This is a genomic window from Sphingobacterium bambusae, from assembly GCF_033955345.1.
Taxonomy (GTDB): domain Bacteria; phylum Bacteroidota; class Bacteroidia; order Sphingobacteriales; family Sphingobacteriaceae; genus Sphingobacterium; species Sphingobacterium bambusae.
This window is the reverse complement of record NZ_CP138332.1, coordinates 2,630,740-2,654,727: the sequence shown is the minus strand read 5'-3', so window position 1 is coordinate 2,654,727 and position 23,988 is coordinate 2,630,740. Positions and strand designations below refer to the sequence as shown.

The window sequence follows — 23,988 nt, the reverse complement described above, 5'->3', positions numbered from 1 at the left end:
TTTCCTGCTGATTTCCGTAGGGCTCATGTAATTCATAATTATCTTGATCCAAGATGCTGTGTTCGAAAATCCTTAACTAGGGGCGTGGCTGCGCTCCTAGTTTCTTTCCGAAAACACGTTAATAAGGTAAAAATGTGTTTACGGTATAACCATCAGCCTCCTTTCCCTATCATTTTGTTGTATGCTGAATTTTAGATTGGTTGTTGTTTCCAAGATTTCCAAAACTTCTTTTAAGCTTTTGCGGCGCGAAATGTTACTGATGTACCGTTGATCGCCCATAGGGCCCATGTAGTGTATATCGATGGCATACCAGCGGCTGATCTGACTCATTATTTCCTGAATCGTTTCTCCGTCGAAATAAAAGTCTCCAGATTTCCAAGCAAGTTCCTTATCAATATCCACCTCTTTAATATCAAGCTGCTTATCCACTTGCAAGGCCTGCTGTCCCGGTTTAAGCAGTAGAGGAGCAGGGCTTGTCGGAACAGATAGCGCAATCGAGCCTTCTTCTAGCGTGAAGCTATGTTTCTTATCGTTGCGGTAGGCTTTTACATTGAATTTTGTGCCTAGTACGTTCACTGCTGCCGAACCGGCGTGTACCACAAATGCTTGATGTTCCCCACCGATGGAGCTTGGCGACGTTCTTTTAGTGACTTCAAAATAGGCTTCGCCTTCTAAGAAGACCTCCCTTTTTGATCCCTGAAAAGCAATCGGAAAGGTAAGCTTGCTATCCGCGTTGAGGGAGACTTTCGTGCCGTCTGCCAATAATATCTTGTATACGCTCCCGGGCGGAACAATGATGGTATTGGTCGCTGAGCTCCCCTGCTGATTAGCTGTTTCGCCGGCTTTATAACTGATCTGCTCGCCGCTGCTCAGATCGATATCAACCTGATGATCGCTGCGGCTTTCTGCTTGCCCCAAATTGTTCAGATATACTTTCTCTCCGGAAGATAAAATCAGTACCGCACCGTTTTCTGCTGCAGGAACATCAACCTTTGAATCTTTTATGCGGATCGGTTCGGGCATGGTAGTGCTCACGTGGGCTTCTGAAACTACCTTGTTTGTACGTTGTTCAACCCGATCGAATGAAAAATAGTAGGCTGCAGTTCCAACGATTAACAACGAAGCTGCTATCGGGAGCCATTTTTTCCAAGACGGCAGTCTCTGTATTTTACGATCATCTTGCAGCTCGAACCGTCCCCATACGTCTGCCAAATCTGCTTCCACAGTCGCTTCGTCCAGTTCGAGTTTAGGCAATTTGGATTTGTAATCAACGAACCAAGCGTCAATAAGGGCTTCCTCCTCGGGCGAGCAGTCTCCATTTGCATAGCGCTGCAGGATCTCGGAATCTATGTTAAAGTGGCTCTTCATATTGTTCGTTATATAGGTAGACAGTTAAGTGGGACAGTGGTCCTAGAAAAAAAATAATTATTTTTTAATATGTTGTTAACAATGGGGCTTTTCGCAAACTAGGCTTAATTTTTTGGAGGGAAGAAGGCTAAGAGAAAAAGCAGTTCAGGGAGTTTCGCTCGTAATAATTTCAGCGCATTGCTGATCTGGTTCTTGACCGTCTTTTCACTAATGCCGAGCTTCTCTGCAATCTGTCGATGCGTCAAGTAATCTATCCGGCTCAACTCAAAAATTGTTCGCATTTTGGGTGGCAACTGCGCGATCTCCTGCGCAATGATTTGCTGCAGCTGCTTTTCGCGAATGCTGTGGTCGGTGTCGGCAACATAACTACTAGCAAAACTGCTGAGGCTCTCCACATAACGATCAGCAACTTTACTGCGCGCAATATGGTTTATAAGTGCATGTTTAACGGTTTGGTATAGATAGGCGGAAATATTAATATGCAGTGGCAGTTGGTTTCTGATGTCCCAAATTTTAGCGAAGACCTTTTGCAATACGTCTTTGGACTCTTCCCGATCATGGATAAAATTGTAAGCATGCGCATACAAGGCACCACTGTAACGCTGGTAAAGCATTGCAAATGCCTGTTGGTCATCGTGGCGTATCAAGTCCATTAACACCTCGTCCGACAATATACCGTAATCGTTATTTTGCATCACATCTATTTTCCATCTTGCTGCATGCGCAGGTCATCAATTTGTAGGAATTTGATGATTTTACCATGAAAAGCAAGCAAATATACCGTTTTATCAAAAAAAGACTACAGCCGTTGCGAAAATATTACTTTCATACGGTAAGTCGATCTGCCGAACTTTGTCCGTGGAAAGGGGAAGCCTACAACGGGAAACCAAAAAGGCTATCCCATGATGAGATAGCCCAAGTTGTAAATACTAGGTGCTGAAGCGAACAGCAACAAATACGATGTAAATATACTAAAAAAATTAGCAAACAAAAATTATATAGAAAAATAATACAGCGTGACACCCTGTGTAACCTTACATTAAAAGGCTACGGCGAAAACGCGATATGTATCGGCCTGTCGCAAGCGAAATAGATGGTTTCGATCTATAAATTTTTGTAAATTTGGACTGTTCGACTTGGGCTGATAGGCGATGAAAATTGTCGCTTCCCGAACCTTAGATTTGATGTGCCATTATAAGATGATTCTGAAAAGATGATTATGCAATCCGACAAAGAATATAAAGCGACCAAGCGGATAATGCTTGGCGAGGCAACGATGAATCCGGACTTCATCAATCTTGCGAACTTTATAGATCAAACATTTGGTGTTAAGCCCATCAATATCATTTACGATATGATGGATGATGGAAAGCGGCCACGATTGAATATCTGCTTTGAATTCGAACACGAGGAACAAATTTTCAAAAAAAAAGACAGACTTGGCAATTTCGACAAGGAAAAGCAGAAAGCTATAGCAGACAGGTTTAGGGAAGCACTGAGGGAGAAAAAAAAGTACAAAGTAGACAATATTTGGGTTTGTTATAGTGCATTCGAGCCAGTAGCGAAAATCGAAGCGAATGAGAAAGTTTCCAAAGACAAGATCATGCAACTAAAAAAAGAACTTAACGAAAAAGATCTTTGGGAAATATCGAAGTGTTTTTCGCAAGTAACGTTTTTTCTCTATACCGATCTTCAGGTCAAACAATTTGAGCATAGTGATGTAAGAAAATTATGGGCTGACAAGTATTTTGACCTTTTGGGAGCATATAATGAGTTCGGTTATTTCAAACGTGAGGAATTCAACATTAATCTCGACAGCAAGGAGAATTTCGACCATAATTACGAAGGCAATTGGTTTTATTACTACAGATAGCGGGAAGGCATCACCATAATAATGGGTTTACAAGGACAAACAGTTAGAATAATGGTAAGCGAACCTCGGGGTTGGGATGAAAACCTATTTGGGAAAATTTTGTCTGACCGTGGTGGAAAAAGACTATTAGTCGAATTGACAAAACCGATAAAATGGAACAGATTGAAAAGTGACCTAATAGCACTTAGACCAATATATGAGAAAGACACGTTTAAACCACTTCAGCAATATTACGCTGTGAATGTTCAAGGTACATTGATAGGAAAAGATGGAGAAGAGATTGTTCTCCTACTAGTTGCTCAGGTAACACTTGATTAACATGACATTAGCGGATCTACATAGGAAACTAAGAAGCAAGGGGATTTCAGAAGAACACTATATGAAAACATACCGTAACATATGCGCTTTGCGTAGGGGCATCATGCTATTTACAATGTTGCTCTTTATTGCAGCATCCTGCACCTCTGTTGGCTCAAATAAAAAAACAAGCACGGAATCTCAGCTGGCCGACAGCTCCAAGAATGTTGATACCGCTTCTGCAGATAGTATGGCGTTGTTGCAGCTTACAAAGCGCATGGTACAATGGGCCGAAGAGGAGCAAATAGGGAGTGATTTCGTTCCTGTTGATCCGAAAAACGGCGACAGCAGCTACAGGCAGCTTGATATGGAAAAGCATAAAGAAAGATTGGACGAACTTCGAGCGACACAATTATTTTCGGCAAGCTTCATCGATAATTATAATCAAATAGCTAAGCAGATCAACCAAAAGATGCTGGAGAACAAGCTGGTTTGGAACGAAGGTGAACTGCCTCCATTTGGAACGGGAGTTAGTCCCTGGTGCAACTGCCAAGATCGACCCGACGATTACCAAGATCAGCTCCGCATTGGGGATGTAAAGCCGGATGGGGCTTCCTATGCCTATCAATGGAACATGGGCAACGACCTCAACGTCGCAACCAAGGCGGTGAAGGAAGGCGATAAATGGAAGATCTCTTGGATGGATGGTTTTGACTATCGTAAGATGATGAGCACTTTTCAACTGCAGCCGTAAAACGCAATTGATGGGCCATATCGAAAACCTTAATCAACCAAGTTATCTTCAATGCTTATAGCTACCGAAATGTCGATCTGTTTCTTCGCCTGTTCGCCCCAGTGCAGCTCGAGTCCTATAGACCCCTTGAGTGTTGAAAAGGCAGATGTCGTAGCCATCGAGATACCCACATTTTGGCACAACATATTATCGTAGTCCCACAAGCCAAAGCGCTGTAGGTACAGTGGGTTTAGTTCCACGTTCTCCAATTTCACCTCGTCATTTTTTTCATTTTTAAGGTCGGCGCTAAGCAAGCGGCAACGGATCTGATCGGCAACATCGGAGGCGAAGCTACCCTCTTGCTGTTCCGCTATTTGCAGGGCCTCAAGCTCTTGAGCTGACAGCGGGTAATAGCTTTTGAGGAGAAATTTATTGGTTGGTAGCCGTTTGGCTTCGCTGAGATCAGTGATAGTGGCTTTCATATTTTTGCTTAGCGTATCCAAAACAGCTTGTTGCGCTGTCGTACTTATTTTAGCAGGATTGCTGTTTGTCGCCTGTTGGCAAGAGAGGGCGAGCAGTGCTGTGCTTAACACGATTAGATATATAATGCGCATATGCCTAGCTTTACGTTGTTGAGTGGATGATTTTATCTAGATTGTGGTACTGCTACTGTATAGAAATCGGTTGTTTGTCAGTCGACAAACGGATCTTGCAAGAGGCTGACGATAATAATATGGAACAGATAGAAATAGGCGACAACAGCATATAGAAGTGCTAAAATCATGATCGTCAGCAGCGTCAAAAGCCATTTGTTCTTGACTTTAATGATCAACGTGTGGATAGCAAAATAAGCAAGGGACACGGGGATACTGATCAGGATCGCCCGATCAATAACAATATTGCGCAGCGTCGCGATACCGATATGTCTGCTTGGGCCAAATACCCAGATGAACCACAGCGTGAATATAATGCTGACCAATATAAATACCAACAGGGTGTAAACGACTATCTTTCTCATCCTTACAGATTGTTCCCTACAATATTAGCGCGCTTTTTTGTAAAATAAGAATTCGATTACAATCCGTTTCGGGTGGTTTAAATTTGTAGCGATACGTCAAGAGCCGATTACTTTACATGGATTTCAGCAGCACAATCAGCAAAAATCCCTCTGGCGGGAATGGATAATAGAATGCTGGAACAAAAGATAGTCGCCATTTCCGACAAGTCTTTTAAACAATCTGACGTAATAGATGCTTTATCCTACCTAAAATGTATAGCAACCTATGGATGCGGATGTCCGTCTGACGGTAAATATGGTATAGCTGACGCAACATATACAGTATCTGACGGAAAAGTCTCCTTATCTGATGTAAAACATAGAGCATCTGACGGGAAAGTGTAAGTATCCTACCGTAAAATGTCTTTGTCTGACGGAAAATGAAGAGTATCTGACGTAAAATAAAGAGTATCTTACTGTCGGATGAACTTCCATTACTAGTCGGATACATCAACGCTAGGCTCGGATACACCATCCGACTTTAAAGACGATGTGTGGAGGGGGGACGAAGACTTGGCGTGGAGTAACGCCATATTGGCCGATCTATAGGCCAACTCATCGGGTATGCAAGCGAATTTGTCCATAAGGTCAAATGCCTTGTACATACCAAGCGAAGCAATGGACGAGGTATAAGATGCTTTAGCTTACACGCAGTCCAAACCATCCGTAAGATCAGATACTTTAAAAACAATGTCTGATGACTTGGATTTATTTATACCTTGCTTGATCTTATCTTTGTTGTTGACGCCGGGAGCGGTCGAGTCAACTGCGAATCGTAAATCGGTTATACCAAATCATAAACAGCAGCGAGGTTTAAAAGATTAGGCCGTACATTTGATAAAGCATAAACATGAGAAAAAAAATCGGCATATTGTTCAGCCTCTTGTTAAGCACAGTAAGCTTTTTAAGCGGTCAATCCTTGGAAAAGGGGAGCATAAAACCGTCACTAATCGAGCACATCCATATAATCCAGATACATTCATGAACACAAAAAATACAACCCTAATCCATATGCTTTTCCTGCCGATCTATGTGCTTTTCTTTTCCTGTCAAGAGCGTAATTCACAGTCTTCCACGACTAGCCAAGAAGCGGTGCATACCACATCAGAAATTCAACAGAAAGAATCTATTCAGGTTGATAAAATCGCATTAAATCAACAGCTGGATACGCTGCTGAAAAGCTTCCGCATGACAAAAGATGATAACAGCAATGCTACATACAACATAAACATGGATTACGAAGAGTTCGCCTTTGACAACAGCAATACGTTTACCTTTAAGTCGTTGGAAATAGGCGAAATAGAAAGCCTTGTTGTTTATTACATGAAAACTACGGGTGAAGCTTTCTGTTACGAACTGGAGGTGCAAAATAATCCACAATGCAAAGCACTATACAGCGCCTACAGTACTACGCTAGGGGAGAAGACATTCGATAAAAAAATAGAAAGTACGAAGGATCGTCCGATCTTTTTAGATGAAAATGGAGAACAGGAAACAGATCATATTATCCAAGAACTGACAAAGGTCGTAGACCGGGACAAGCACAGCACATATTACCTGATTTATAAAGAAAACCTAACCAGCAAAGAAAATAAGCTGACGGTTATCGCTATCAGCGATAGCAGTGAAAAGCGAGATGAATGGGTGAAGTTCCGCAGTCTTGATATGGTTTTTGAGTAAATGGCTCATTTATGCTGCACGAACCACATGCAATAGCTCATAATAACAGTCGTTGTCGATTTTGAATTGTCGCCTGTATAAAACAATAAGGTAACAAAAAAGAGAATATGCTGCTTGAGGTGTTGGCGAACCAACCCGTATCGCATGTTTGTGCGATCTTGTTAATCGCGATGATCAAAAAGACATTCCCTTAAATATGCAATAGCGAGGTTTAGTCCATTCTCATCTTCCTCAAAGCGAGCCCTTCGATCCGCAATCTCCCTCATCCCACGTTTAGGATTATCCGTAATGTAAGGGTAAACCGTGATTTCGGTCTTCGCAATAAAAATACCACAAGCCTTGGCTTTTGTGTAAAGACTCTTAAAAGATCGTTCTTGCAAATTTTTCAAAAGTAATTTCTGCGTAGCGGCTGTCTCCTCTCGGTTGGGGACGCGTACAATCCTATTGCTTATTTCCAACGATTCTCTAATAAGCTTATCAAAAAGTACAGCATCATCTTCCTGAAGCCTATATATTGGGAGGTTTTCGAGTAGAAGTCCCGTGTCTGTCTTAAATGTCGTGACGACGTATAGATTGCCATCTTTCCTATATACAGTGCAAGATTTCGTTGAGGAAGAACCTTTCCTAAGTAGCCTACTAAAAAAGTTTTTGAGTGGCCGAAAAAAATAGACGTCGATAAAATTTCTTAAACTTAGCATAGGCTGTTCTGCAAAGCTACGAATGTTCCTTTATAAAATAAAAAACCGAATCGACATTGTTATTTCGGTTTGTATTGAAAAATATTGTGTTAAAGTTTCTGTCATTTGGATTAGTTTATAAATTTGCGACTGGTGACAAAGTGACCATCAATTAATCAAGTACCATGCATTTTTTTAAGCATTTTGTGTTGTTTTTCTTATTCTTCTTTTGCTGGTCTGTAAAAGCACAGGAGCGGAAGATATCTTTAGGTGTCGTATCAGATTTTCAGTTAGAGTCGCCCAGCTACGATCTATATTATGGAGTACAGGGAAAATACGACCTTACCAACCGTCAGGCACTTCAATTGCAGGCGGGATTTAGCAATGCAAATATTGGTTTTGTCGGTGCAGATTATATCTACAATCTATTCCTCTTTAAAAGAAATCCATTGATTTATGTTGGTGCTGGAACTGCTTACGAATACCTGACGAATGGTGCCGGCAACGAAATTGCTTTCAATGGACAAGCTGGTGTTCAGTTTACGGTAAGAAGATTTGAACCTTATATCGGATTCAAAAGTAAGTTCTATTTCCAAGCCGAGGCCTTTGATCCAGGTTATATCAATTTCGGTCTGCGTTTCCGTTTGTAGAAACCTGCGTTGACGTTATCTGGCAATTAAGTAAGTTGATGTCTTCAAGATAAATTTCATAAGGCATTTCGTTGTACGCATTTTTAAGTTTATAGCCCTGCAGGTAGTAGGCTCGAGCTAGACTAGCGCATGTGGCGGCCTCGTCTTTTCGATTACTGTGCTTGTAAATTCTTGCTAAGTAATAATAAGCTTCGCTACATTTCGGGTATTGCTCTAGTACTTGCCGAAAGATTGCTGCAGCGTTCGTTTCGCGGTTGTTCTGAAAAAGTACAATGGCTTTATATAGATCGATTTTATAGTCAACAAATCCGTCCATAGAAGAAGTTCGCGCGGTATCAAAACAAGTTAAAGCAGTCTCATGATCGCCCAATTTGTCGTAACATATTGCTTTCAAGAAATGAATATTTTCGCTCATTGGATAATCGACATGGTCTGCTGTTAAAGCGTCTTGTCGAAGGAAGTCGCGTAAAGCCCCCTTGTAGTCGCGTAGCATATGAAGCTTTATCCAGCCTCTGTAGCCAAGGTGTGACGCTGGATCAATATGTACAGCTGAATCAAGTAATTGGAATCCCCGCGCATACATACCCCGTTTATTAAAAGCTACGGATCGTTCATGCAACACATCCGCATTGTTGGGATATTGCATGCCCAATATGGAGAAAATGAAATCTGATTTTAGGGATCCTTGCCTTAACTCTGCATAATGAAATCTATGGGAATAAGATCCAGCAAAATAATGGTATATAAAATACGCTAACGACGAGCTGATCACAACAATTTGCAGCCCAACAAGAAAGATTTTTACTACTGTTCTAAAAGAAATCATTAATTCTGCCGTTTTCAATGCGTATGTTCATATAGGTATGGTATTTTCTTGGTTTCCCCTGTACTGTTCCTTTTTGCCAATGCTTTTTTGATTTTAAACAGGCAATAACCCTGTGTATCGCCTGCTCGTCTTCTGTACGATTCAGCTCTCGGTATTTTGCATCGATAAATGTAGGGCGAAAGCGATCTGCCTCACCAGCTTTATTGACTAAAAATCGGATGGTTAACAAGCCTTCCTGTTTAAATATAATCGTCGTATCCAATAAGCATCCCATCAATTCTTTTTTTAGATTATAGCGATTTTCGAAAGTATCCAGCTGATAATGTTGATAAATCAGTCCATAGCTGCCAAAGTCGATGTGCTCGTTATCTCCTAATTTATTCGAAAAGGAAATGTTATTAACAGGATGATCTATATAGAAAACGTCCCAGAGATAGAGGATTATCGACAATAGAAATAGTATGTTTATGAAGCGGTATAATCTTTTCATATGAAGCCTGCACTGCCATTAATATAAGGAATTTTCTACTACATATGAATTTATTCCGCGTAAGCTCGTATAGGTTTGAGTGATGAGCTTATGTTATGAGCAATTCTTCGGGTCTGGATCAAAGAATTGTAAAGACTGAGAGGTCAATAGATGTAGCAAGCGCCCAGTTTATATGTAGAGCAAAGAATCGCGGAATTGTAGAAAAATGGGAAATACCCAAAAAATAAAGTCTGCAAGGTTGCAGACTTCATTAACTACACTAAACTAAACAATGCGATGTCTCGCGACAAGGCGATATGGAAGCAAAAATCTATAAGGCTATTATTTGTAGGTCGTAACCACTTTGCTCACTTTCCAGCCGTCCTGCTCTTGGCTCAACGTGATGTAGTCTACGCGCGTAAAGTTGTCGAATACCATTGTTGCTTTAGCCATGCAGGCCTTTCCTGTCTGATCTAAGATCTCGTAGCTCGTTTTGCAATCAAAGTTTACCCCTTTGTGTGCTTTCAAGAAATCGGTGTATTCGCGTTTGTTGAATGTATCCTTGTTGGCGCTGTTGCTATACTGGAAATCGGCTGCAAAAAGGAAGTTGTTCAATTCTACGCTGCCCAAAGTGGTTGCTTCCAAGTAGGTGGTAATGATTTTAGCGGATGCTACATCTTTCAAAGGATTTGTTTTCTCTGCGGCGAATGAAGAGCATGTGCTGATCATAATGATGGCTGTTGCGATGGTTGTTAATGTCTTTTTCATGGTGCTGTGTTTTTAATGTCTTTTAATATTTTTATGTTATTATTTCCTATTTGATATCCCAAAAGTACGGCGATAAAGCTCGCTCCTGTATATCTATTAGATGGATCACGGCTGTTTCTCGGTAAATGCAGGACTTTGTTCGGTGAAACCTTTACCCGGCAAAGATGCTTTCCTTTTGTTGGCATGTCCATCTGTAATAAGAGATGCAACAGCGCTGCCAAAAACTGTAAGTATAAGATATGTAGATGTTTAGGGTTTTATGTTCAAATTTAAGCTGTACGATAACGGACAGACGGATGTTCAGGAGCGAACAATTGTGGAACGTAAATGTCGTAATAGACATGCCACACGCAAAAGCAAACGGGGCCATTATTCCTATTTCATTATCTTAACGGAAATAAGTATTATTGCTGTGAATCAATTTTTTTGAATTACAGCATGAATATATCGAAAGGAATGTCAAGTGAAAATGAAGGATCAGAAATAAGTTACGCCGATTTTTGGGATTGGTTTCAAAACAATGAAAAGACATTTTTTCATGTTGTGCAAAATGGCGATAACATTGAAAGTGACTTTTTTGACAAGCTTTCGCCAAAACTTGAAGAGTTACACGAGGATTTATTTTTCGTGACCGGGATGTATGACCAAGCTACCGCCGAACTCATATTGACCGCTGATGGTTGCACGAAAAACATTGTTTTCATCGAGGAGATTGTGGCGCAAGCACCAAAGATCGAAGGTTGGAGGTTCACCGCACTTAAACCTGCGGAGGACATTAAAGATGTGGGCATAAATATGGGAGGATACCAATTTCATGATGCTAATCTTTTCTTTTATTCAAATGACTATCCTGATTATCCTGACGAAATTGATATTTCGATTATCCACGACGAGTTGACCGAGGAAAATGAAGAACAGATCATAAAAGGGGCCTACATTTTCATAGATAATTATTTGGGCGAACTAGGCTGTCTCGAAAACATAGATAGTATAAAAGTTATTAGCAGAGCTGATGCGGAGAAAGAACTTGTCCCGATAGCAAAACTTAAAGACTTTCTGATCTGGCGCCAGAAGGAGTTTGTGGAGAAGTATGAAGAACTGCGTTATGATACGACAAATGATAACTACTCCAGTTTAACAGCAGAGTTAAATAATGGTTTACCACTCTTTGCAATTGTTGATGCTACACTACTGGAATGGGATGGTAAAGCATCACATCCCTGGATTTTGGAGGTAAGAATTCCGTATGATGGTAGTCAGAGCAACGGCTTGCCCGACAATGAGGCGTATGAACTACTCAACAAATTTGAGGATGAGCTAATGCTAAAGTTGAAAGACGTGGATGGTTATTTAAATATCGGTAGGCAAACGGCCGACAACATGAGGGAAATTTACTTCGCTTGCAAAGATTTTAGAAAGCCATCGAAAGTGTTGCACGAGCAAACGAAGGCCTATTCAGATCAGCTGCGGGTCGAGTACGATTTGTATAAGGACAAATATTGGCAATCCTTCGAGAGATTTAAGACGAATTAGCGCTATTTAGAGTTCATCATAAAACTCTTTAAGGACAGGCAAGCATACTGCCGATCAAATCTGCAGCTTATTGGCCTCCATGGCGCGTTTGAGCTTCTCTTTCAGAATCTGTTCATAATCGGCGGAGGATTGTAGAAAAACAGAATACATGGAAAGCTCTTTATATAAGCCTTGGTAGCGCTCTTTGGAATAGCGAATGCGGAAGGTCTCAATAGTTGCGGCTGGAATTATTTTGGCAACCTCATTTCCCAAAACGGCTCCAGCAATCATAGCGCCGCCGAGCAGTATGCGGTCTGCCAAGGGCGTATCTTCTTCGCCATCTTCATCGATCATTGGCTGGCCGTAGGGGTTCAGGTTTAAATTTTGCCTACTCGAAGTATAGGCGGGATCCACGATGGCGTCTAATCCTCCCTGCGCAAGATTCCGAAAGATCGGTACGTTTTTCTTCTTGTCAAACTTCACTTTGACCGATTTTATGGATGTAGATGGAATCGTTCTTGAACCGTCGTAGGTCTGAATGGTCACTGCCTCGGGCGTTACCTGTTGCAATATGCCGGTTACAGTTTCGCGCGCGCACTTCACCACGGCTTTGTACAGGGCGATCTCGCGCTGCTGGCCGAGTTGAGCCTCTTGGGCATGCGGTACCTGCGCCAACAAGGTGGCGCACAACAGTAGGAAAAATTTATGCATAGCACAAAGTTATCAATCATGCAGGTTACAAAAGAATAATTCTATAAATAGATAAAAAATATATTCGTTCGGCTCGGCTGACTGCTGTTCATCAAAAAAGCAATGACAGATAGCTATCCAAAGCTATTTACCTAGCCAATTCCTACATCTGCCGAGCGTATCCCTGTCTTCACCTAGTTTTCCTTTAGGGATCGTAATTTCGTGCTAAATTCGCCCCTGATGTTTAACCGCATGCACGCCCTTTGGCTATGCCGCCAGCGGTTCAATTAAAAACACGTACAGTATGTTTTCACTACATAAGCTAGTCCCTATTTTCGTTTGTGCCTTACTGTCTTGTAAGCTTTTCGCACAGGAAGTGTCCTATACCTCGGAGCATACGCATTTTTTGAGCCACAACGTCAAGCTGTCGGGGAGCATCTATTCGCCGCCGAAGCCACAGGCGGCCTTGGTTATTGTGCATGGATCGGGAAAGGAAAAAAGAATGGTCGATTTTGCAAAGACCTTGGCCAGCGAAGGCTTTTGTGTACTCACCTATGACAAGCGCGGCGTGGGGGAGTCTGAGGGCATATATGCAGGGCCAGAAGTGGGAACCAACAATGTGGATTCGGCAAATTTACAGCTATTGGCAGATGATGCCAGCGCGGCCATCAACCATCTGTCTGCTTATTTGGGTCAGCAGCATCTAAAATTGGGGCTCATCGGCGGAAGCCAAGCGGGCTGGATTATTCCAATAGCCGCCAAGGAGAACCCGAAGGTTAATTTTATGGTGATCTTTAGCGGTGCGCTGGTTACGGCATTGGAGCAGTTGCGGTTTCAGTTCTTTACGGAAGGTAAGCCTAATTTTTGGGCCAATCATACTGAAGCTGAAGTCCGCATGCATATTGCGAACGACCCAGATAGGTATGCATTCGTGGATACAGATCCCAATGCTATCCTGCAGCAGCTTTCCACTCCCGGCCTATGGATCTTCGGAGGGAAGGATGTGCAGGCTCCTGTAGGCTTGTCCATCGAACAGCTCGAGAAACACATCGCATTGAAAAAGCCTTATACCTACTATTTGTTTCCGGAACTCGGGCATAATACGGCCTTCACCAGCAATCGTGAACCAATAAACAAGGCCGTAGCTTGGATACGAAAGGTGTTGGAAGGGATTTAATTTGATAGAAGCGACGACCAAAATCACAAACATCCTGCTTGAAAGCTCAACAACTTACCTCACCTTACGAGCAGACCCCTGCCGACTTAGCCAGTGCCTAATCGGTTCATCCAGCCAGCGTAAAACGACATGCGAAAGGAGGGGAAGCAGCAGCATGCCCAAGCCGATGAGCATGCCCATTTCATTGGGAGTCGGTTTTTCATGTTCCACGTAACTCATAAAAATCCAAATAAAAGGATAGTGCAGTACATAGAGCGGATAAGAGATGTCGCCCAGCCAGCGGCAGAACTTTTGGCTGGCGTGGCCAGCTTGTCCTTGCGCAGCACTGAGCGCAATCAGCAATGGAAAGTAGAAAATAACAAGGATAGGATCAACTATAGGGCTGATGATTTCGGAATAGGGAATAAAAAATACCAGAGCCAAGGCAATGGCTAACAGCCAAAATGGAACCAGCGGCACTCGAAAGAAAGGGGCATAACGGAAGAGCAGAAGACCTGCGGTAAAGGAAAAAGACAGCCGTATACCACCTGCCCAAAAATTGTCGCCGCCAAAGCCCACGGCCAAGTAGCCCGATCGGTAGGATTCCCAGCAGAGCAGCAGGGCCGAGATGCCGAGCAATAGCCACAATACCTTTTTAGGCGCTCGTACGAGATATAAAGCATAAATAATATTGGCGATATACTCCCAAAAAAGTGACCAAGTAGGGGGATTCAAATGAAAAAGGTTGTTATAGCGTTGCGGAACAATGGGGTAGGGAATGAGAAAGCAAGCGCTCAAAAACAAAAGCAGCACCTGCAGAGGACTAAAGGATTTGATCAGATCGTTGAATGGATCGAAGATAAAGGCCAGTAAGCCGATGATAGCCCCTATAAGCACCAGCGGATGCAGCCTAATGAGGCGACGCTTTAGGAAGGTCCACCTCCCCATCTGCGGCAGGCGGCCATCGTAGGCATAGGCAATGACAAAGCCCGACAGGCAAAAAAAGAAATCGACCGCGAGGTAGCTGTGCGGAATAAAGCTGTCGCGATAGTCGGGCGCAGCAATTTCCATAAAGTGGAAAAGAACCACGCCTAGGGCCGCAACACCGCGTAGGCCATCTAATGTGACAAAATGCTTTTTAGAGGTCGAAACAGCACCAAGGGAATTATCTTGCATGGGATACGAATTAAACGGGAGAAAGATACGCTTAATACCTGCGGGAAGATAGCCGGATCTGTTCAAAAAATAGCTATTCAGCATCAAAATAGTGGCAAACTGCTGCCAGGGTAGCTAGCAATTGTACGTTAGGAATGCGATGTATCTAATTTTGCATATACCTACTTTGTGCAGATTTCTAGTACATCCCGACCGGAAAAAGTGGAGTTACATTGCCCTAATAAACGAAATTATTGCGTACACTTGGTAAACATATACCTAACGATGCGTTTAACCCTTTTATCCTTTCTGTTCCTGTTTTGTTTATATGCTTTTGGACAGCAAAGGCAGGATTTCAAGATCATTAGCACGGATATTGAAAATTTCTACACTGCTTTTCATCAAATGGATGAAAACAGTCAAGATATTGAGGCGTTATTTTCAAAGAATTACTTCGCTCGCGGGACGAAAGGTCTGCGGGATTTCTACAGATACAAGATTAAGGACAGGAAGCAGTTTGTGGCTACAGTCGAGCAAGGAAAGGGATTTTACGCTTCTATAGAAGAAGACTTAAAGCAGGTCCACCTTTTTCGGGATACTATTGTGAACAATTTTAAAAAATTTAAGCAAGTCTACCCGAAGGCCCAGTTTGGCGATATATATTTCGTGGTAGGAAGGTTGAATTCCAATGGAACAATTTCCAAAAATGGGTTAATCATTGGGGTAGAGCTGCTCAGTAAGACTCCGGAAAACTCGACGAACTGGAACAAAGATTTGCAAAAATGGGTGCTCGATTTTGACCATATTCCGGTGACGGTTTTTCACGAAATGATTCACTTTAATCAAAAAGGAATGCGCCGCGAAAATAACCTGCTGAGCTATGCCTTAAGGGAGGGCGCTGCAGAATTTTTAGCCGAACTTTTCACGGGCAGCACGGACGGGGACTACGCAGCTTTCCAAGGACGGGCCGCCAGCATATGGAAAGATTTCGAGAAGGAAATGCATAAGGATGTGTATGCGAGCTGGCATCGGGAGAATGAACCCCTGCGACCTAGAAATGCATTATACTGGGCCGGATATTTGATATGCAAATCTTGCTACGAAGAAGCTGCTGACAAAAGGAAAGCCATCGACGAGATATTGAACATTAAATCGGGAACGGATTTTTACGAGCGCAGCAAAATAGCGGATAAAATAAAATAGATCGCAGGTTAAACGTAGGAAGAATTCCCGAATCCCAAAAATAGCCGCGAGCTACTCCTTGCACACAGCAACCGCCTGTATACTTCCATCTGCTTTCTTGACGGTGACTAACGCCTGCTGCTTATCGGCAAACACCTTCTTATTAACAAAGAAGCTACAGGGATCTACGTTGCTGTAATCTATATCGTCGATGGACAGCACTTGATCATCGACCTGAAGTTTGTCGCGTAAACCTTCTTGCCAAACGGACGCAATCACCAACTTACTATCCTGCAAGGTGACAGCTATGGGGAAGTGCTCGTTGGCGAGGACATGGATGGGCTTAAAGGGCTCAAAGTAAAATTGCTGATGCCTGTAGTCAAGCGTGACCGATCCGTAGGCGAGCAGTCCGGCGCCGATTCTAGAATTGTCGGCAGGGGTGGTCTGCACCGAGACATTGCTTAATGTCGCCTTGCTGATTAGTAGTTGTGGAAGGGTCAACCTGTACTGTAGGGTATCCTTGCCACGACCGTGTAGGCCCAAGCTGCCACTGCCCAGTGTTTGCGTGATATCGGTAAAGATCTTTTCCTGCTCAAGCATGGTATAATGTCTTAAGGCAAGGTCAAACAAGCCTTCCATGCCGAGGTCGAACAGCAACGTGATACTTGCAGACTTCTTTCCTTTCGCTCGAACGCTGATGTAAGGGGAGCTTTGTACTTTATTAAGTTGCATGGGGATGGCCTGCTTTTTATCCAACGAAAGACGCTGCAGCTGGTCTGTTAAGATAAGTTGCGATGTCTTGGGCAGTAAGCGCACAATAGATTGGCGCAGGAGGTTGCTGCCGATAAAACCGTCTACCTGCAGACAATCGAAAAGAAAGGAATCATGAGCCACCAGCGTGGGGATATCCAAAAAAGAGACACCGCCCAAGGCTATCGCAGGAATTTTGCTAACCATCAAACTATCGATACCGCCGTTGGCATCCTGTATAGGAATACGGTCCATAATGGCTAGGCCTAGCTCTTGATGCAGCGAAGCAGTAATGGTTGTTGGCGCTCCGGTATCCACAATAAAACGACAATTGCGTTGGCCTATGCGCGCCTCGACAATAATCTTGTCGCGCACGTTTTTGTATTGCAGTTCGGTATAGTAGTTTTTCTCTTGGCTACCGCCTTGGTTCATGATAGATGCCTGCTGCGAAAAGCTAGGGGCAGCAAGCGAAAGTAATAGGAAAAATAAAAGCTGGCGCATAGATTCCAAGTTAGTAAAAATAGGCGACAACTGAATCAATGCCGAAGCTGTTTGTTGCCTCTTGCGGTTTGGTAAAATGATGGATGACGCTACTTCCGCATTTTGAACACAACATGATCCATTTTGGAAACATCATCCAACTGCTGCTAACGGAACTTTGTGGTATCCAAATGTTAAAAGGAGACAATATGCAAAAGACAATTTTTATTACCGGTGCTTCTACCGGATTAGGCAAGAGCACCGCGAAGCTATTTCAAAGTCGCGGCTGGAACGTAATTGCTACCATGCGCAACCCCGAAAAAGAAACGGAGCTGAACCTGTTAGAGAACGTCACGCTATGGGCGTTGGATGTCACCAATCCGCAGCAGATTAACGATGTGGTGCAGCAGGTAACGGAATCGCAGCCTGTCGACGTCGTGTTTAACAATGCCGGCTATGGCCTGATGGGCAGCCTAGAGTCTGTTAGCGATGAGCGGTTGCAGCGGCAGATCGATACCAACTTGTTGGGCGTGATCCGCGTGACGAAGGCTTTTATTCCACATTTCCGCGAGCGGCAGGGCGGCCTATTTATCACGACGACTTCCATTGGCGGCTTGATCGGCTTTCCCTTAGGCTCGTCCTACCACGCTACCAAATGGGCGCTCGAAGGATGGACAGAGAGCATGGCCTTTGAGTTGTCAACCTTCAACATCGGTATAAAAACGGTGGCACCAGGTGGTATCTTTACCGACTTTGCCGGCAGATCCATCGATATGAACAGTCATCCGGACTATGCATCAATCGAGGGGAAGCTGTGGGCTAGCTTTGAAGAGATGATGAAGACGGCTTCCACAGCAGAGCAAATTGCGGAAGTTGTTTACGAAGCTGCAACAGATGATAAGAGCCAACTGCGCTACGTTGCAGGGCAGGATGCGCAGGCGTTTTTTAATCGTTTGCAGGAAATCGGCCGCGAGGCCAACCACAACGAGGTTGGTAAGCTTTTTGTCGGTCAGTAAAAAAAGTAAAGGCAACTGCAGGAGGGCTGTAGTTGCCATTTTTTGTACATTTATATTTTAATAAGGTTATGCACATCATCCGCTCTATATCCGAATTTCATCGCCTGCTGGGGCTCCGCGAGCCATTACATCCGCTGATGAGCATCATCGATGTGACCCATATGCAGCTGCAGGAGAATAGCATATGGGAGCAGTTTACGGTAGATTTTTACAGCATCCCTATCAAGAAAAATATACAGGCCAAGGTGCGCTACGGGCGACAGAGCTATGATTTTGATAAGGGGGTGATGAACTACTTTTCGCCCAAGCAGATCCAATCGTTCGATATTGAGACGACCCGCCAATTTGTGCAGGAATGCGGTGAGGGATGGATGCTGCTGCTGCATCCCGATTTTCTGGCGGGCGATACGCTGGCGCAGGACATTCGGAATTATGGCTTTTTCTCCTATGCGGTGAACGAGGCTTTGCACCTTTCGGAAAAAGAGGAGGCGGGTATCCTTGATATTCTCAAGAAAATCGAAGCGGAATACGAACATATAGACCGACACACACAGCCTATTATGCTCTCGAAAATTGCGGAGCTGTTGCATTATAGCAACCGCTTTTACGAGCGGCAGTTTATCACCCGTAAAACAAAGAACAACGATTTGCTGAGCGATCTAGAGACCTTGCTTAACCAGTATTTTGATGAAGAAGAAGCGCTGCAGAAGGGACTGCCATCGGTGGAATATATCGCGCAGCAACTCAACCTATCTACCCATTACCTCAGTGATATGCTGCGCGCATACACAGGTCTTAATGCCCAGCAGCACATCCATGAAAAGGTGATCGACAAGGCCAAGGAATATCTCCTTGCTGGCGACTTTTCCGTCGCCGAGATTGCCTACAAACTGGGCTTCGAATATCCGCAGTCCTTCAACAAGCTTTTCCGTAAAAAAACCGACATGACTCCCCTGGAATTTAGAAGCTCCTTAAATTGAGGGTATGCTCGAGATCTCTAGTCTAGCACCCATGTCACAAAGATTGTCGGCTCTCCGGCAAAGGAAACTTCCATTTTGAGGGATATCAACGTGACATCGGCGGGTGAAAGTATCGCATCTTCACATGAAGAAATGAACTTGATGGATGAATGTGTTGCATCTTCACGTGAAAAAATGAACTTGACGGATGAATGTGTCACATCTTCACGTGAAGAAATGAACTTGATGGATGAATGTGTTGCATCTTCACGTGAAAAAATGAACTTGACGGATGAATGTGTCACATCTTCACATGAAGAAATGAACTTGATGGATGAAAGTGTTGCATCTTCACGTGAAGAAATGAACTTGATGGATGAAAGTGTCGCATCTTCACGTGAAGAAATGGACTTGATGGATGAAAGTGTTGCATCTTCACGTGCAGGAATGAACGTGATGGATGTAGGTGTCGCATCTTCATAGGAAGAAATACCTCTTCGTGCATGATGTAGCGAAAAACGATAAGATGCAGTGATCGTGGCCTATTGCCTAACTAGGCGAGATCAAGGTTAGTGCTTTTTTTGCTTGTACAATATGCCGCAGATTGTGGTATACAACAACCCGAAAAGTATCTCCCAGCCGAAGTTTTATCCATTTCGATATGGAAATCGATGTTTTTATCTTCGCGAGATCTACCGCTCTTGCTTTGTCAAGTAGCATCAAGATCTCCCTCTGCTGTACTATAAATCGATCTAAAACTTGCTTGTCGAGTAAGCTATCCAACGGATTCATTGCTTGAAAAGTTCTCATTGTGTTCAATTTTTCTTTCGGCAGCATACTTTTCGCAAAATAATTGCCCAACAATCCCGGTTGAAACGTTTCGGAGGGTTTTGTACGCGACTTTTCCAATCTACTTTTGATTTCGGGGATATAAAAATCACCATATCGATTCAAATGTTCAATACAAGCTAGCACACTCCAGCTGCCGCTACTAGGTTGGCGATTTAGCTTCTCCTTAGATAGTGCTAGAAATTCTTGAGCTTCTTTCATGTTGCTCAGCGTCAGTTCGGAAAGTTCATTGATTAACTCTTGTGTATCCATAACATCTATTTGCTTACAAATATCTGTTCTTTAGCATCCGTAAACATTGACGGAGATCAATACTTTTTCAATCTAGAAAGTGTTTCTGGAGACATTCTTAAATAGGATGCAATATATTTGTTGGGAATTTCCTGAAACAATTGCGGGCTCCGTCTCAAAACGCGGAGATATCTTTCTTTGGGGGATATGGTTAAAAGATCGATCTCTCGGTCTAGCTGTTGTAAAAGAAGCTGTTGTAAGGCGATGTCCCAAAGTGTTTTTCGTTCGTCGTCTGCATGAATAAAACGGAGGTAATTTTGTTTTGATATTATTTTCAGCTCCGTTTTTTTGATGGCTTGGATATAGAATTCTGATGGTTTTTCGGAGATAAAGCTGTCTAGAGCCATGATGAAATTGTCTCGGTAGCCAAACCGTATGATATGTTCGTCGCGCTCATCAATAACAGAGATCTTCAAACTGCCCGAACAAATATAAAATAGGTTGGTCTCTACAACTCCTGCCACGCTGAGAAAAGCATCTCGTCGTAATGAGATACTTTTCTCCCAAAGATGCTCACGCTCGATGTGCTGGTATAATGCGTTGACAATGTCCATGTGCTGTATAAGGAATGCTTTTGGCTAAAATACCCCTTTACTAATGCTTGATGAAAGCATCAATTGTGATACCTAGGATAATGGCCGCGAACATAAACAAAAGGGCGCCCAAGAGATAAGCGGCCAATGCCTTGATATAGCTTGACGGCTTCCGCGCATCAAAAAACTGGCCGATAGACCAAGTACAGTAGATGATGCCCAACACGCCGGCAGGTCCCATAAGCTCGTAATGTAGAATACCCTGAATAAGTGCGAAAAGAGCGAATATCAACATCCCGACACCCATCACAAAACAAAGCAGGATAAGGATTTCGAAAAAATTGTAAGGATATTTCCGGAAGAACATCTTTAAACATAGCGCGATAAAGGTGCCCATAATGATATTAGCATACCCATAATGGCTTTGTATCCATGCGAAGATAGACACCATGCTGCTGTCTGCCGCACCGTCATACTTCATGTAGGTATCCTCGATATGAAAGAAACCATTGATCAGCGAATAGATCAGCGAAGAGATGATAATGAAGATTACCGGCTTCACCAGCCTACTGCGGTCATCGGTAATAAACTGCCGGATGTTTTTTCCAGGGCGTGTCAGCAATTCGCGGATGGTGTATAAGATACCTTTCTCGAAATGCAGGATATGCTCAATTTCATGAACAATGTAATGACCATTAATGCGTTTCAGTTTTAAAGCCCGTCCACAGCTCGGGCAGTAGTTTTGGTTAACCTCGTTGGTGCAGTGTGTACAATTCATATCTACGTTAATGGATCTTCGACTAGCGGCTCAAGGTGGCTTTCGTCGGCTTCCGCGAATATACGTAATAGACTTGTATTCTTATATGTGGAAGCATATTTTACTTATGTTTGCAATAGGCCGCATGACAGCATCGCGGTTCGAAAAGGCATCCCGAGGGATGCTTAACAGCTAAAACTGCAAATGAAAAAAATACTTTATCTTTTATTGATTGGATGTGTTGCCTTAGCTGCCTTTTGGTATGTCAAAAGCAAGGATACGGGAATTTATGAACGCAACGAAGAGGCCGAGCCCGCGGCTTATGCCATGTATCCGCCAATTGATACCGCTTACCAACTGGATGGCTTTTCGGTGACTCAGGTCTGTGTTGCCGAAGTGAACCCATCGGCATCTCCTAATCCTATCCGTGTGTATCAGTCGGTCAACGAGCAGTTAATTATCGACTGCGACGCCCAACGAGATGAAGATACCAAAGGTGATACTCGCTACTATAAGATCGATAAGGAAGGACAGCTTGTCGACTCGCTCTATGTAAGCTATAATGGCTATTGGACGGTGTTAGTCGATGGTTTTTTGTTGTCCACAAAGGAGGAGGATGCCCACTTTCGCACCTGGCCATTGAACGGCGATACCACGCGACAGCCGGTGCAGGTGCACAACGCAGATTTTGCGATGCCGGCAGCAGAACTGGAGGCGGCGCTACAGGAGGCGAAAGAAAATAGCCAATACTACGTTGTGCGCACCTACGTGCAAGAAGGAACCTTCAGCTCGGCCTGCTACTACTGTATCGATGATCGCTGGCATGTGTTGTGGAAGAGACATCGAGAGTACCAATCTGAGACTGATGCAGAAAGTGCCGTGCGCTATGAGCAGGAGTTGTATCGCAGTGGCGAACCCGAGCCCTATCTGCCTGCGGATGTCACGTTGGAGCATGTTCATCCGCAGGAGAAAATAAAATACTTCCACATTATCGGTGGTGGTGCAGGAGGTACAGCAGTGGTTGGCTGGCGCGGAACAGGCTTTTTTAAAACTACAATTGCGGATAGCAGCTTCCGCTTTCGTATGCCTCACTTGGTAGTGGAGAAGGAGCGCCACGACAGCTACCAAACTCGTGTGTACCAAGTGCTGGAACCGCGATCGGGGGTGCAGCACCTCAACATGCACTTTTACCAATCGCCCTTGGGCTTTGCACTCTATGCGCCCGACGGGAAACACCTGTATTTGATCCGCAGAAAAACCTAGCTACCGAAAAATTGTTTATACAAGCGAGAGGCCTCTTGATGGGCAGTTCCCCGAAGCGAATGCTTGATAGTAGATGTAATAGTAACCATGATCATATTTAAACGTAGAAATTTACTGCCCTTACTGGCTTTGTTGGCGATTATCAGTGCCTGTCGCGGACAGACTAAGCCCTTAACAAAGGAAGTGTTGAAGCTGGATAACTTCGATTTTGATACCAAAATCGCGACACTGCTGCCCGAAAATACCAAGGATGAAACCTATCCCGATGTGTTCAACGTCAAGAACATGTCCTTGCAGAAATTTACAGTCTATGACGATGAATTTTCGGAAGATCGGAAGCCCATTTGGATAGAGTATCGGCAGTTTCACTACCGCAGTACCGACGAATTGGCCAGCTTCGGAAAGTTGATATGCAATAGCCTGAACATCGCGACAACGCTGAACGGCGAAATTATGTTGGTGAACGGTCTTGCAGGGGAGGTTGAGGAGCAAGAAAGCGAACAATTTATCCAGGCATTAAACAAACAGTATGGGCCGGCCGTAAAGACGGAGGGCGAGTTTATGCAACCTTTCGACGTGTACACCTGGACCTTAGACGATAAACTGATTAAATATGTGCCGCTATTTGATGATGAAAAAAGTACGATGAATATCATTATCGACAAGGAAAACAAGACATTGGAAGGAGGCGAAAAGCGACCGCACTACAAAGGCTTGCTCTACATCATCGATGCTAAATACAGCAAGGAGCTCATCGGAAAATTTCATACCGGCGATCTCCTCTATTGCCAGTAGTCTCCGCGCTGCTACTTAGATGTTCGCCGTATCGACTTCGGCCGCTGCCTACCAAAAATACCAGTGAGCCTAATCGAATTTGCGGTTTAATTTTTAGAAAAATTAAAGGCCAACCTGAAGCGCAATATATAAGCCTATCTTTCGAAGGGAGCTGCTGTCTGCAACCCAATACCTCAATGCAATAAGATCAAAAAATACAATT

General features: G+C 43.6%; 28 protein-coding genes. 13 read left to right on the top strand and 15 right to left on the bottom strand.

Annotated features, from left to right (window positions below; all coding sequences use genetic code 11):
- Window positions 1–138: 138 nt before the first annotated feature.
- Window positions 139–1,368, bottom strand: a complete 1,230-nt coding sequence (locus tag SCB77_RS11055; RefSeq protein ID WP_320186499.1) for a FecR family protein — start codon at window positions 1,366–1,368, stop codon at window positions 139–141.
- Between the two features lie 104 nt (window positions 1,369–1,472).
- Complete coding sequence (locus tag SCB77_RS11050; RefSeq protein ID WP_320186498.1) at window positions 1,473–2,063, bottom strand: RNA polymerase sigma factor; 591 nt, start codon at window positions 2,061–2,063, stop codon at window positions 1,473–1,475.
- A gap of 518 nt (window positions 2,064–2,581) precedes the next feature.
- Between SCB77_RS11050 and SCB77_RS11045 the strand changes: the two genes are divergently transcribed.
- The 3 genes from SCB77_RS11045 (at window position 2,582) to SCB77_RS11035 (ending at window position 4,292) form a co-directional block, all read left to right on the top strand.
- Complete coding sequence (locus tag SCB77_RS11045; protein WP_320186497.1) at window positions 2,582–3,241, top strand: hypothetical protein; 660 nt, start codon at window positions 2,582–2,584, stop codon at window positions 3,239–3,241.
- A gap of 21 nt (window positions 3,242–3,262) precedes the next feature.
- The gene (locus SCB77_RS11040) at window positions 3,263–3,559 is read left to right on the top strand and encodes a hypothetical protein (protein WP_320186496.1); all 297 of its coding nucleotides are present in this window, start codon (window positions 3,263–3,265) and stop codon (window positions 3,557–3,559) included.
- A 61-nt stretch (window positions 3,560–3,620) separates the two neighbouring features.
- A complete protein-coding gene (locus SCB77_RS11035) occupies window positions 3,621–4,292 on the top strand; it encodes a hypothetical protein (RefSeq protein WP_320186495.1) in 672 nt (223 codons plus the stop codon).
- A gap of 29 nt (window positions 4,293–4,321) precedes the next feature.
- Here SCB77_RS11035 and SCB77_RS11030 read toward each other — a convergent pair whose 3' ends face one another.
- The 3 genes from SCB77_RS11030 to SCB77_RS11020 form a co-directional block, all read right to left on the bottom strand.
- A complete protein-coding gene (locus tag SCB77_RS11030) occupies window positions 4,322–4,885 on the bottom strand; it encodes a hypothetical protein (protein ID WP_320186494.1) in 564 nt (187 codons plus the stop codon).
- Window positions 4,886–4,962: 77 nt separating this feature from the next.
- Complete coding sequence (locus SCB77_RS11025; RefSeq protein WP_320186493.1) at window positions 4,963–5,289, bottom strand: hypothetical protein; 327 nt, start codon at window positions 5,287–5,289, stop codon at window positions 4,963–4,965.
- A 476-nt stretch (window positions 5,290–5,765) separates the two neighbouring features.
- Window positions 5,766–5,933, bottom strand: a complete 168-nt coding sequence (locus SCB77_RS11020) for a hypothetical protein (RefSeq protein ID WP_320186492.1) — start codon at window positions 5,931–5,933, stop codon at window positions 5,766–5,768.
- A gap of 376 nt (window positions 5,934–6,309) precedes the next feature.
- On the opposite strand from SCB77_RS11020, the gene SCB77_RS11015 reads away from it, so the two are divergent.
- A complete protein-coding gene (locus SCB77_RS11015; protein ID WP_320186491.1) occupies window positions 6,310–7,008 on the top strand; it encodes a hypothetical protein in 699 nt (232 codons plus the stop codon).
- Window positions 7,009–7,169: 161 nt separating this feature from the next.
- On the opposite strand, the gene SCB77_RS11010 is transcribed toward SCB77_RS11015, so the two are convergent.
- A complete protein-coding gene (locus SCB77_RS11010) occupies window positions 7,170–7,706 on the bottom strand; it encodes a hypothetical protein (protein WP_320186490.1) in 537 nt (178 codons plus the stop codon).
- A gap of 164 nt (window positions 7,707–7,870) precedes the next feature.
- Here SCB77_RS11010 and SCB77_RS11005 point away from each other — a divergent pair, with 164 nt between their 5' ends.
- The gene (locus tag SCB77_RS11005; RefSeq protein ID WP_320186489.1) at window positions 7,871–8,335 is read left to right on the top strand and encodes a hypothetical protein; all 465 of its coding nucleotides are present in this window, start codon (window positions 7,871–7,873) and stop codon (window positions 8,333–8,335) included.
- Here the strand turns inward: SCB77_RS11005 and SCB77_RS11000 are convergent.
- From SCB77_RS11000 to SCB77_RS10990, 3 genes are all read right to left on the bottom strand, one after another.
- A complete protein-coding gene (locus SCB77_RS11000) occupies window positions 8,307–9,161 on the bottom strand; it encodes a tetratricopeptide repeat protein (RefSeq protein ID WP_320186488.1) in 855 nt (284 codons plus the stop codon). The genes SCB77_RS11005 and SCB77_RS11000 overlap by 29 nt on opposite strands.
- Window positions 9,148–9,651 (bottom strand): hypothetical protein, encoded by a 504-nt coding sequence (locus tag SCB77_RS10995; RefSeq protein WP_320186487.1) that lies wholly within the window; start codon window positions 9,649–9,651, stop codon window positions 9,148–9,150. The genes SCB77_RS11000 and SCB77_RS10995 overlap by 14 nt, the downstream gene beginning before the upstream one ends.
- A gap of 321 nt (window positions 9,652–9,972) precedes the next feature.
- A complete protein-coding gene (locus tag SCB77_RS10990) occupies window positions 9,973–10,398 on the bottom strand; it encodes a nuclear transport factor 2 family protein (protein ID WP_320186486.1) in 426 nt (141 codons plus the stop codon).
- A 438-nt stretch (window positions 10,399–10,836) separates the two neighbouring features.
- Between SCB77_RS10990 and SCB77_RS10985 the strand changes: the two genes are divergently transcribed.
- On the top strand, window positions 10,837–11,931 hold the full coding sequence (locus SCB77_RS10985) for a DUF695 domain-containing protein (protein WP_320186485.1): 1,095 nt from the start codon (window positions 10,837–10,839) through the stop codon (window positions 11,929–11,931).
- Between the two features lie 54 nt (window positions 11,932–11,985).
- Here SCB77_RS10985 and SCB77_RS10980 read toward each other — a convergent pair whose 3' ends face one another.
- Entirely contained in the window at window positions 11,986–12,621 is a 636-nt protein-coding gene (locus SCB77_RS10980) for a hypothetical protein (protein ID WP_320186484.1), read from the bottom strand.
- 283 nt (window positions 12,622–12,904) lie between these two features.
- Between SCB77_RS10980 and SCB77_RS10975 the strand changes: the two genes are divergently transcribed.
- Window positions 12,905–13,777 carry an alpha/beta hydrolase family protein gene (locus SCB77_RS10975; RefSeq protein WP_320186483.1) on the top strand — a complete coding sequence of 291 codons (873 nt, stop codon included), beginning with the start codon at window positions 12,905–12,907 and terminating at the stop codon, window positions 13,775–13,777.
- 54 nt (window positions 13,778–13,831) lie between these two features.
- Here the strand turns inward: SCB77_RS10975 and SCB77_RS10970 are convergent, their stop codons facing one another.
- On the bottom strand, window positions 13,832–14,932 hold the full coding sequence (locus SCB77_RS10970) for an acyltransferase family protein (RefSeq protein ID WP_320186482.1): 1,101 nt from the start codon (window positions 14,930–14,932) through the stop codon (window positions 13,832–13,834).
- Window positions 14,933–15,196: 264 nt separating this feature from the next.
- Here SCB77_RS10970 and SCB77_RS10965 point away from each other — a divergent pair, with 264 nt between their 5' ends.
- The gene (locus SCB77_RS10965; RefSeq protein ID WP_320186481.1) at window positions 15,197–16,114 is read left to right on the top strand and encodes a gliding motility protein GldB-related protein; all 918 of its coding nucleotides are present in this window, start codon (window positions 15,197–15,199) and stop codon (window positions 16,112–16,114) included.
- A gap of 51 nt (window positions 16,115–16,165) precedes the next feature.
- Here SCB77_RS10965 and SCB77_RS10960 read toward each other — a convergent pair whose 3' ends face one another.
- Window positions 16,166–17,344, bottom strand: a complete 1,179-nt coding sequence (locus tag SCB77_RS10960) for a retropepsin-like aspartic protease (RefSeq protein ID WP_320186480.1) — start codon at window positions 17,342–17,344, stop codon at window positions 16,166–16,168.
- Window positions 17,345–17,532: 188 nt separating this feature from the next.
- On the opposite strand from SCB77_RS10960, the gene SCB77_RS10955 reads away from it, so the two are divergent.
- The 3 genes from SCB77_RS10955 to SCB77_RS10945 all read left to right on the top strand — a co-directional run bounded on the left by SCB77_RS10955 (window position 17,533) and on the right by SCB77_RS10945 (window position 19,781).
- Window positions 17,533–18,339 carry an SDR family oxidoreductase gene (locus SCB77_RS10955; protein ID WP_320186479.1) on the top strand — a complete coding sequence of 269 codons (807 nt, stop codon included), beginning with the start codon at window positions 17,533–17,535 and terminating at the stop codon, window positions 18,337–18,339.
- A 68-nt stretch (window positions 18,340–18,407) separates the two neighbouring features.
- On the top strand, window positions 18,408–19,319 hold the full coding sequence (locus tag SCB77_RS10950) for a helix-turn-helix domain-containing protein (RefSeq protein WP_320186478.1): 912 nt from the start codon (window positions 18,408–18,410) through the stop codon (window positions 19,317–19,319).
- Between the two features lie 75 nt (window positions 19,320–19,394).
- A complete protein-coding gene (locus SCB77_RS10945) occupies window positions 19,395–19,781 on the top strand; it encodes a hypothetical protein (RefSeq protein WP_320186477.1) in 387 nt (128 codons plus the stop codon).
- A gap of 66 nt (window positions 19,782–19,847) precedes the next feature.
- Here the strand turns inward: SCB77_RS10945 and SCB77_RS10940 are convergent, their stop codons facing one another.
- The 3 genes from SCB77_RS10940 to SCB77_RS10930 are packed head-to-tail and all read right to left on the bottom strand — an operon-like array spanning window position 19,848 to window position 21,749.
- On the bottom strand, window positions 19,848–20,399 hold the full coding sequence (locus tag SCB77_RS10940) for a DinB family protein (protein WP_320186476.1): 552 nt from the start codon (window positions 20,397–20,399) through the stop codon (window positions 19,848–19,850).
- A gap of 56 nt (window positions 20,400–20,455) precedes the next feature.
- Window positions 20,456–20,992, bottom strand: coding sequence for a Crp/Fnr family transcriptional regulator (locus SCB77_RS10935; protein WP_320186475.1), 537 nt, complete (start codon window positions 20,990–20,992; stop codon window positions 20,456–20,458).
- A gap of 40 nt (window positions 20,993–21,032) precedes the next feature.
- Window positions 21,033–21,749 (bottom strand): DUF3667 domain-containing protein, encoded by a 717-nt coding sequence (locus SCB77_RS10930; RefSeq protein WP_320186474.1) that lies wholly within the window; start codon window positions 21,747–21,749, stop codon window positions 21,033–21,035.
- A gap of 183 nt (window positions 21,750–21,932) precedes the next feature.
- Here SCB77_RS10930 and SCB77_RS10925 point away from each other — a divergent pair, with 183 nt between their 5' ends.
- Window positions 21,933–22,991, top strand: coding sequence for a hypothetical protein (locus SCB77_RS10925; RefSeq protein ID WP_320186473.1), 1,059 nt, complete (start codon window positions 21,933–21,935; stop codon window positions 22,989–22,991).
- An 87-nt stretch (window positions 22,992–23,078) separates the two neighbouring features.
- Complete coding sequence (locus SCB77_RS10920; protein ID WP_320186472.1) at window positions 23,079–23,786, top strand: hypothetical protein; 708 nt, start codon at window positions 23,079–23,081, stop codon at window positions 23,784–23,786.
- Window positions 23,787–23,988: the final 202 nt, after the last annotated feature.

What these genes read in the sequence shown, in the direction of transcription:
- SCB77_RS11055 (WP_320186499.1), bottom strand. Translation starts at nt 1,368, where the DNA reads ATGAAGAGCCACTTTAACATAGATTCCGAGATCCTGCAGCGCTATGCA.
- SCB77_RS11050 (WP_320186498.1), bottom strand. Translation starts at nt 2,063, where the DNA reads ATGCAAAATAACGATTACGGTATATTGTCGGACGAGGTGTTAATGGAC.
- SCB77_RS11045 (WP_320186497.1), top strand. Translation starts at nt 2,582, where the DNA reads ATGATTATGCAATCCGACAAAGAATATAAAGCGACCAAGCGGATAATG.
- SCB77_RS11040 (WP_320186496.1), top strand. Translation starts at nt 3,263, where the DNA reads ATGGGTTTACAAGGACAAACAGTTAGAATAATGGTAAGCGAACCTCGG.
- SCB77_RS11035 (WP_320186495.1), top strand. Translation starts at nt 3,621, where the DNA reads ATGAAAACATACCGTAACATATGCGCTTTGCGTAGGGGCATCATGCTA.
- SCB77_RS11030 (WP_320186494.1), bottom strand. Translation starts at nt 4,885, where the DNA reads ATGCGCATTATATATCTAATCGTGTTAAGCACAGCACTGCTCGCCCTC.
- SCB77_RS11025 (WP_320186493.1), bottom strand. Translation starts at nt 5,289, where the DNA reads ATGAGAAAGATAGTCGTTTACACCCTGTTGGTATTTATATTGGTCAGC.
- SCB77_RS11020 (WP_320186492.1), bottom strand. Translation starts at nt 5,933, where the DNA reads ATGTACAAGGCATTTGACCTTATGGACAAATTCGCTTGCATACCCGAT.
- SCB77_RS11015 (WP_320186491.1), top strand. Translation starts at nt 6,310, where the DNA reads ATGAACACAAAAAATACAACCCTAATCCATATGCTTTTCCTGCCGATC.
- SCB77_RS11010 (WP_320186490.1), bottom strand. Translation starts at nt 7,706, where the DNA reads ATGCTAAGTTTAAGAAATTTTATCGACGTCTATTTTTTTCGGCCACTC.
- SCB77_RS11005 (WP_320186489.1), top strand. Translation starts at nt 7,871, where the DNA reads ATGCATTTTTTTAAGCATTTTGTGTTGTTTTTCTTATTCTTCTTTTGC.
- SCB77_RS11000 (WP_320186488.1), bottom strand. Translation starts at nt 9,161, where the DNA reads ATGATTTCTTTTAGAACAGTAGTAAAAATCTTTCTTGTTGGGCTGCAA.
- SCB77_RS10995 (WP_320186487.1), bottom strand. Translation starts at nt 9,651, where the DNA reads ATGAAAAGATTATACCGCTTCATAAACATACTATTTCTATTGTCGATA.
- SCB77_RS10990 (WP_320186486.1), bottom strand. Translation starts at nt 10,398, where the DNA reads ATGAAAAAGACATTAACAACCATCGCAACAGCCATCATTATGATCAGC.
- SCB77_RS10985 (WP_320186485.1), top strand. Translation starts at nt 10,837, where the DNA reads ATGAATATATCGAAAGGAATGTCAAGTGAAAATGAAGGATCAGAAATA.
- SCB77_RS10980 (WP_320186484.1), bottom strand. Translation starts at nt 12,621, where the DNA reads ATGCATAAATTTTTCCTACTGTTGTGCGCCACCTTGTTGGCGCAGGTA.
- SCB77_RS10975 (WP_320186483.1), top strand. Translation starts at nt 12,905, where the DNA reads ATGTTTTCACTACATAAGCTAGTCCCTATTTTCGTTTGTGCCTTACTG.
- SCB77_RS10970 (WP_320186482.1), bottom strand. Translation starts at nt 14,932, where the DNA reads ATGCAAGATAATTCCCTTGGTGCTGTTTCGACCTCTAAAAAGCATTTT.
- SCB77_RS10965 (WP_320186481.1), top strand. Translation starts at nt 15,197, where the DNA reads ATGCGTTTAACCCTTTTATCCTTTCTGTTCCTGTTTTGTTTATATGCT.
- SCB77_RS10960 (WP_320186480.1), bottom strand. Translation starts at nt 17,344, where the DNA reads ATGCGCCAGCTTTTATTTTTCCTATTACTTTCGCTTGCTGCCCCTAGC.
- SCB77_RS10955 (WP_320186479.1), top strand. Translation starts at nt 17,533, where the DNA reads ATGCAAAAGACAATTTTTATTACCGGTGCTTCTACCGGATTAGGCAAG.
- SCB77_RS10950 (WP_320186478.1), top strand. Translation starts at nt 18,408, where the DNA reads ATGCACATCATCCGCTCTATATCCGAATTTCATCGCCTGCTGGGGCTC.
- SCB77_RS10940 (WP_320186476.1), bottom strand. Translation starts at nt 20,399, where the DNA reads ATGGATACACAAGAGTTAATCAATGAACTTTCCGAACTGACGCTGAGC.
- SCB77_RS10935 (WP_320186475.1), bottom strand. Translation starts at nt 20,992, where the DNA reads ATGGACATTGTCAACGCATTATACCAGCACATCGAGCGTGAGCATCTT.
- SCB77_RS10930 (WP_320186474.1), bottom strand. Translation starts at nt 21,749, where the DNA reads ATGAATTGTACACACTGCACCAACGAGGTTAACCAAAACTACTGCCCG.
- SCB77_RS10925 (WP_320186473.1), top strand. Translation starts at nt 21,933, where the DNA reads ATGAAAAAAATACTTTATCTTTTATTGATTGGATGTGTTGCCTTAGCT.
- SCB77_RS10920 (WP_320186472.1), top strand. Translation starts at nt 23,079, where the DNA reads ATGATCATATTTAAACGTAGAAATTTACTGCCCTTACTGGCTTTGTTG.